Below are 6,053 nucleotides of genomic sequence, written 5' to 3'. Positions count from 1 at the left end.
TGGGCCTGGCCGCCGAGCTTGCCTTCGGTGCCGACCTCGCGCGCGACGCGCGTCACTTCCGAGGCGAACGAGTTGAGCTGGTCCACCATGGTGTTGATGGTGTCTTTCAGCTCCAGGATCTCGCCGCGGACGTCCACCGTGATCTTGCGCGACAGGTCGCCGCGCGCCACGGCGGTGGTGACATTGGCGATGTTGCGCACCTGTGCGGTCAGGTTGCCGCACATCGCGTTGACGCTGTCGGTGAGGTCCTTCCAGGTGCCGGCGACGCCGGGCACGATCGCCTGGCCGCCGAGCTTGCCGTCGGTGCCGACCTCGCGCGCGACGCGCGTCACTTCGGAAGCGAAGGAGCGGAGCTGGTCCACCATCGTGTTGATGGCTTCCTTGAGCTGAAGGATCTCGCCGCGGACGTCGACCGTGATCTTCTTCGACAAGTCGCCATTGGCGACCGCGATCGTCACCTCGGCGATGTTGCGAACCTGGTTGGTCAGGTTGTTCGCCATCGAGTTGACGCTCTCGGTCAGGTCCTTCCAGACGCCGGTCACCTCGGGCACCTGGGCCTGGCCGCCGAGCTTGCCCTCGGTGCCGACTTCGCGCGCGACGCGCGTCACCTCGGAGGTGAACACGCCGAGCTGCTTGATCATCGTGTTGACGATGTTGGCCGATTGCAGGAACTCGCCCCGCAGCGGCCGGCCGTCGACGTCGAGCTTGACGGTCTGGAGCAGATCGCCTTGCGCCACCGCCGCGACCGCGCGGGTCACCTCGCGGGTCGGCCACAGGAGATCGTCGATCAGCGTGTTGACGGACCCTTCCATGTCGGCCCACGAGCCCGAGGCGAGGCCGAACTTCACGCGCTGGCGGGTCTTGCCCTCGCGTCCCACCACTTGGCCAACCAGCTCGAGCTGCTGCGCCATGCGCTGGTTGGCTGCGATGATCTCGTTGAAAGTGTCGGCGATCTTGCCGTCGATGCCGAGATAGTCGCCGCTCATCCGCACCGAGAAGTCGCCGCTGCGCATCGCTTGCAGGGCCAGCAGCAATTCCGGGCGGGAATCCTGGTCCGACATGCCGTTGGATTTTGGCTTTGGGACACGACGACCGGAGCGTGATGCAGTTCCGGGATCGAGGTCGCTCATTCTGATTCCCCCGAAGGCGTCGGCCGAATCCAAGGCGTGACGCGTTTGGTCAAGATAGAGCGTCAGCGAAATTCGAAATCAAGCGCCAAGGTGCGGCGCATCGAAATGGAACCTGCTTTGCTCAGCCCGGTTCAATCAACGACGATCAGCCGAGTTGGTTCCCTGCGATTCAGGAATAAATGCATCGGGTTGCCGCCGCTTGTGGCTCGTCCGCAGCGTCGGTCCTTCGGAACGGTGCGCAGAGCGATGCGGGCCTCGACAAAATGCCGCAGAGCGACCGCACCGTCCGGCCGCAGAGCCACAACACGATCCAAACGAAAAGTATCGACAAGCAGAGGCGGCTATTTGTCCGCCATGGTGCGCTCGGCGTCCCTGACCTGCGCGCGCAGCATCGGGAGCTGCTCGCGCGCGAACGCCGCGAGGGCGGCGTTGTCGGGCCCCTTCAGATAGCGTTCGAGCAGGCTGATGATCGCTTCGTATTCGGGGATTTGCGCGGCATAGAAGCTTCTGACGTAGGCCGGCCCATCCGACATTTCGGGCTCGACGAGGCTTGCGGTCGAGGACGGCTTGCCGACGCGCAGTTCCGCGCCGATTGCTTCCTGGACCTCTTTCAGACTCTTGTCGCGCTTGGCCGCTTCCTCGGCGCGGAGGGCGGCGAGGTTCTTGACCTCCGCATTGCCCTTGAGGTCGGTGTTCTCGAGAAGACTCTGTTGAAACCGGCTGAAATCGTAGACGCCGCTGATGACCTCGGTCGCTGTCGGTGGCCGCTCGCCGGGCGCTCTCTCGCCGCGACTGTCGGCAAGCGCCCCCGTGCCGATGAATGATGCCAGGATGATCGCGGCAAGAACTCGCATCGATATTCAATGAAGGTCGATCTGTGAAGTTCCCAGAATATTACGATCCGGTAAGCGGGTTGCGACGGGAGAGTTCCGCCCCCACGTCTACTGCATGAAACAGTCCGACATCTTCAGGGATAACGCCGACAACTGTCTTCAGCTCGCGGAGCGAGCCGAGGGACGACCCGCCCATAAGCGCTATTCGCGCATGGCCGACGCCTGGACAGCGCTCGCCAACGAGCAGGATTGGCTCGACGGCGAAATCCCGCCCGTTGCGGCCCACGCGGCCGCTCGGAAGCGGGACGTGTGAGACCGCTCACGGACGGCGAGCAACCGATCTTGGATCATCCGGGAAGCGTCGATCACGGCTATTCCGGTTTTCAGAAGGAGATTTTGGCGATGGCTCCACGTCTGGCTCTTCTTTCCCTCATTCTCGCCTTTGGCGCTTCGGTCGCGTTCGCGACGGTGACGACGGTGCGACAGGTGCATCTTGAAAGCACGTCGGCCTCTGTCCACGCGGCGCGCAGTTAGGCCTCGGGAACATTCGGCGCCGCGATGCGTAAGCGCTCCAGACATCAAGAGAGCGAGAATCCATCATGGCCCATTCCGACCAAGGTATCGTCAAGGACATGCGCGCTGAAGACCAGCCGCGCGACAAGGAGCGTGCACAGTCCGTGCACACGACGGACAAGAAGGGCTCGCCCTCGCGTGAAGCGACGCGCGATCCCAAGCTGAGCGACAACAGCAAGACGCCAGGCTCCGGCGCGATGCCGGACGGCTCCAGCGACGCGACGGGCTAAGGCATGATCCGGAGACTGCGCAGCGGTTCTCCGAGAAGACCATGCTTCAACAACACCCTGAGGCGCGACGAGGGTCATCGCATCGCGCTTTGGTTCTCACGAGGAACGAATTCCTGCGGGAAGAGTCGACGGATTGCTTCCGGTTGTCATGCCCCCGGTGCGCCGGAAGCAATCTCCAAGGGCGGCCCCGGCACCCACCGTGCCGGGGCCGTTTTGCTTATGCACGTGATGGACGAGACTTCCTTGCGTCAGCGGCCGGTGCCGCTCTCTGGATCCCCCTGAGCATGTCCGTCGGATTCTCGGCCCAAGACGCCGAAGCTGCTCGACTTCACGCCGGCGGTGGCATCGACGCCCACGGCGGTCAGTCCGAACCTGAGGAGTTCGCGAACCGCTGCCGCTCGTGTCGGCATCCGGTGCTTGAACCGGAAATCATCGATGGCGGCCAACTCTTCCGGAGAGAGCATGACCTGTAAGCGCTCGGCGCGAAGGTCGTTCATGGCGGTTACGCAATTGAGCAGGTTGAGTAGTTTACTCAACCAACCGACCGGGCGAGAGTTCCGCCGGAGTCGACCGGATCGCCAGGTTGGAAGTGAGAATGCAATAGTGTCAGGACGTTGTATTTCGCCGATGGCCGTCCCCGACGGAAGCAGTAATGGGAGCCGATGACTCCGGCGAGCAGCGTCGCGCAACCGCCAAGCACGAAGCGAACGGCGTACTCGTACCACCGAGTCTGTTGGCGTCGCGGTCGAACAGCGAGACGGCGTCCTCATGGGCGCTGACCTGGTAAGAATTAGTCCGAGCTGAAATCCTTGCCGTCGTGCTGCGCCTGCTCATGCGGCTTCCTCGGCCGCGCGCCGGAACGATCGCTTGCCCTTTGCAGTTGATTCACGAATACCTGAGTGGAGAACGACGATGCTGAACCAGGGCGAACTGGACCGGAACGAAATGGGCCGGCTGATCGGAAGCGACAAGGTGGAGGGAACATCGGTCTATGGGGCCGATCGGAACAAGATCGGCTCGATCGAGCGCGTGATGATCGACAAGATCAGTGGCAAGGTCTCCTACGCAGTGCTCGGCTTCGGCGGGTTTCTCGGCCTCGGCAACGATCACTATCCGTTGCCCTGGCAGTCGCTGAAGTACGACACCGAGCTTGGCGGCTATGTGACCGCAATCACCGCGAAGGATCTGGAAGGCGCTCCGAAATACGGCGAGAAGACCGAGTGGAACTGGGGCGACGACGCTGCCGTACGCGGCATCAACGCCCATTACGGCGTCCCCTTCGCCTAGTGAAAGGACGATGCAATGAGCCAGGAGCGGCCTACCGACGATCCCCGGATTGAGAGCGATTGGGGCTCGCACAGACAGACGGACAAGCCCTGGAAGGGCAATCCGGAGAAAGAGCAGGGATCGGGCAAGGCCAAGCCTGATCTCGAGAAATGGCACGAGACCAACACGCATTGAGGGACTGAGCCTTCCTGTGAACATTAAAGCGCGGCGCAGATGCCGCGCTTTTTTTATGCAACGCGTTCGCCTCCGAGCGCCAAGTTCGGTCGTCGGTCGCCAATGCCTTTTGGCAGCTTTACCAGCAGCCGAAGAGCGCCTGGACCTTCGAGATGGAGATCCGTCCCTGCCGAGAGAAATGGTGACTGCGGCACGCAACTGTGGCTAGACTGATCCCCAAGACTAGGCAAATTTCCGGGAGGAGAACCAAGTGAAGACCGCGATCACCGAGCTGTTCGGCATCGAGCACCCCATCATTCAGGGCGGCATGCATTTCGTCGGCTTTGCCGAGCTGGCCGCCGCCGTCTCCAATGCCGGCGGGCTCGGCATCATCACCGGTCTCACGCAGAAGACGCCGGAATTGCTCGCGAAGGAGATCGCGCGCTGCCGTGACATGACCGACAAGCCGTTCGGTGTGAACCTCACCTTCCTGCCGACCTTCTCGGCGCCGCCTTATCCCGAATACATTGCCGCCATCGTCGAAGGTGGCATCAAGGCGGTGGAGACCGCGGGTCGCAGTCCGGAAGCCTACATGCCGGCCCTGAAGGCGGCCGGCATCAAGGTCATCCACAAATGCACCTCGGTTCGCCACTCGCTGAAGGCGGAGCGCATCGGCTGCGACGCCGTCAGCGTCGACGGTTTCGAGTGTGGCGGACATCCCGGCGAGGACGACATTCCCAACATGATCCTGCTGCCGCGCGCGGCGGAAGAGTTGAAGATCCCGTTCGTCGCCTCTGGTGGAATGGCCGACGGGCGCAGCCTGGTCGCGGCGCTGTCGCTGGGCGCGGCGGGCATGAACATGGGCACGCGCTTCATCGCCACCAAGGAGGCGCCGGTGCATCAGAACGTGAAGAATGCGCTCGTCGCGGCCACCGAGCTCGACACCCGCCTGATCATGCGGAGCTTGCGCAACACCGAGCGCGTCCTGAAGAATGCCAATGTCGATCGTCTGCTCGAGATCGAGCGCGAGAAGGGCGCCAAGCTCACGATCGACGACATCCACGACCAGGTCGCGGGCGTCTATCCCAGGATCATGCTGGAAGGTCAGATGGACGCCGGCGCCTGGAGCTGCGGCATGGTCGCCGGCCTGATCCACGACATCCCGTCCTGCAAGGAGCTGATCGATCGCATCATGGCGGAGGCTGAGACCATCATCCGCAACCGTCTGATCGGTTTGCTGGACGGAACGGGAGCGACGCGAAAGGTCGCCTGACACCGTCAAACTTCTTAACCACGGCGGCATTTGACCGCTGGAATTGCGCGCGGCGCCTCCTAAATAGGGATAAATTGCCCTTTAATCATTTCAGGAGGCGTCCGTGGTCCTGAAAAGCGTTCCCTTCGCAGTTGCCTTTGCCCTCGTGATCGCGGGGGCCGGCATTGCGCGCGCTGACGACTACAAGCCCGGCGAGTATCTCGGCCTCGATCTCTCCAAGGCCGTGCTCTCGCCGAAACGTCTCGGGCCGGAGACGCAGTTCGCACCGGTCGCACTCGAAGCGCGCGGCGGCAACGAGGCGCAGGCGCGCGCCGAGCCCGTCGACGTGCCGAAGAAGGTGACCGCTGCCCGCGTCCGTGTGGCCGAGCCGAAGGCCGCGCACACGAAGAGCACCCAGCCGCGTGGCGCAGCGCGCACCAGGCTGTCACATCGCCACGGCAATCCGCTCGATGCCCAGGCGATGGACACGCGCATCCAGACCTGGCCCTGCCGCTCCGGCGGCATCTGTAACTGGAAGCGCTAAAGCGCGATGCGATTAGGATGAATCGTCATCGCGCTTTAGGTTGTTTTTTAA

The 6,053-nt window shown here is 63.1% G+C and carries 10 protein-coding genes and 1 pseudogene; 8 read left to right on the top strand and 3 right to left on the bottom strand.

Annotated features, from left to right (window positions below; genetic code table 11):
• A partial coding sequence (locus tag AX729_RS38205) for a HAMP domain-containing protein (RefSeq protein WP_156457451.1) occupies positions 1-1,130 on the bottom strand: 1,130 nt, incomplete at its 3' end.
• Between the two features lie 341 nt (positions 1,131-1,471).
• Complete coding sequence (locus AX729_RS38200; protein WP_061030172.1) at positions 1,472-1,984, bottom strand: DUF4142 domain-containing protein; 513 nt, start codon at positions 1,982-1,984, stop codon at positions 1,472-1,474.
• A 94-nt stretch (positions 1,985-2,078) separates the two neighbouring features.
• Here AX729_RS38200 and AX729_RS38195 point away from each other — a divergent pair, with 94 nt between their 5' ends.
• The 3 genes from AX729_RS38195 (at position 2,079) to AX729_RS38185 (ending at position 2,766) form a co-directional block, all read left to right on the top strand.
• Positions 2,079-2,276, top strand: a complete 198-nt coding sequence (locus AX729_RS38195; RefSeq protein ID WP_061030171.1) for a hypothetical protein — start codon at positions 2,079-2,081, stop codon at positions 2,274-2,276.
• The gene (locus AX729_RS38190; RefSeq protein WP_061030169.1) at positions 2,273-2,497 is read left to right on the top strand and encodes a hypothetical protein; all 225 of its coding nucleotides are present in this window, start codon (positions 2,273-2,275) and stop codon (positions 2,495-2,497) included. Before AX729_RS38195 ends, AX729_RS38190 begins: the two co-directional genes overlap by 4 nt.
• A gap of 65 nt (positions 2,498-2,562) precedes the next feature.
• Positions 2,563-2,766: a hypothetical protein gene (locus AX729_RS38185; RefSeq protein WP_061030167.1), complete on the top strand. Its 204-nt coding sequence runs from the start codon at positions 2,563-2,565 to the stop codon at positions 2,764-2,766.
• Between the two features lie 248 nt (positions 2,767-3,014).
• Here the strand turns inward: AX729_RS38185 and AX729_RS38180 are convergent, their stop codons facing one another.
• Positions 3,015-3,263 carry a hypothetical protein gene (locus AX729_RS38180; protein ID WP_061030165.1) on the bottom strand — a complete coding sequence of 83 codons (249 nt, stop codon included), beginning with the start codon at positions 3,261-3,263 and terminating at the stop codon, positions 3,015-3,017.
• A 415-nt stretch (positions 3,264-3,678) separates the two neighbouring features.
• Between AX729_RS38180 and AX729_RS38175 the strand changes: the two genes are divergently transcribed.
• The 5 genes and pseudogenes from AX729_RS38175 (at position 3,679) to AX729_RS38165 (ending at position 6,002) form a co-directional block, all read left to right on the top strand.
• The gene (locus AX729_RS38175; RefSeq protein ID WP_061030163.1) at positions 3,679-4,053 is read left to right on the top strand and encodes a PRC-barrel domain-containing protein; all 375 of its coding nucleotides are present in this window, start codon (positions 3,679-3,681) and stop codon (positions 4,051-4,053) included.
• Between the two features lie 15 nt (positions 4,054-4,068).
• Positions 4,069-4,227, top strand: coding sequence for a hypothetical protein (locus AX729_RS40890; RefSeq protein ID WP_197433766.1), 159 nt, complete (start codon positions 4,069-4,071; stop codon positions 4,225-4,227).
• Positions 4,228-4,316: 89 nt separating this feature from the next.
• Positions 4,317-4,412: pseudogene (locus AX729_RS40305) on the top strand (short-chain dehydrogenase); the annotation flags it as partial.
• A 65-nt stretch (positions 4,413-4,477) separates the two neighbouring features.
• The gene (locus AX729_RS38170; protein WP_061030161.1) at positions 4,478-5,479 is read left to right on the top strand and encodes an NAD(P)H-dependent flavin oxidoreductase; all 1,002 of its coding nucleotides are present in this window, start codon (positions 4,478-4,480) and stop codon (positions 5,477-5,479) included.
• 103 nt (positions 5,480-5,582) lie between these two features.
• Positions 5,583-6,002, top strand: coding sequence for a hypothetical protein (locus tag AX729_RS38165; protein ID WP_061030159.1), 420 nt, complete (start codon positions 5,583-5,585; stop codon positions 6,000-6,002).
• Positions 6,003-6,053: the final 51 nt, after the last annotated feature.

Origin of the sequence: Bradyrhizobium sp. CCH5-F6 (assembly GCF_001556045.1) — a bacterium.
In the GTDB taxonomy this organism is placed as follows: domain Bacteria; phylum Pseudomonadota; class Alphaproteobacteria; order Rhizobiales; family Xanthobacteraceae; genus Bradyrhizobium.
The sequence above is the reverse complement of the archived record's forward strand: the minus strand, read 5'-3'. Positions and strand labels throughout refer to the sequence as shown.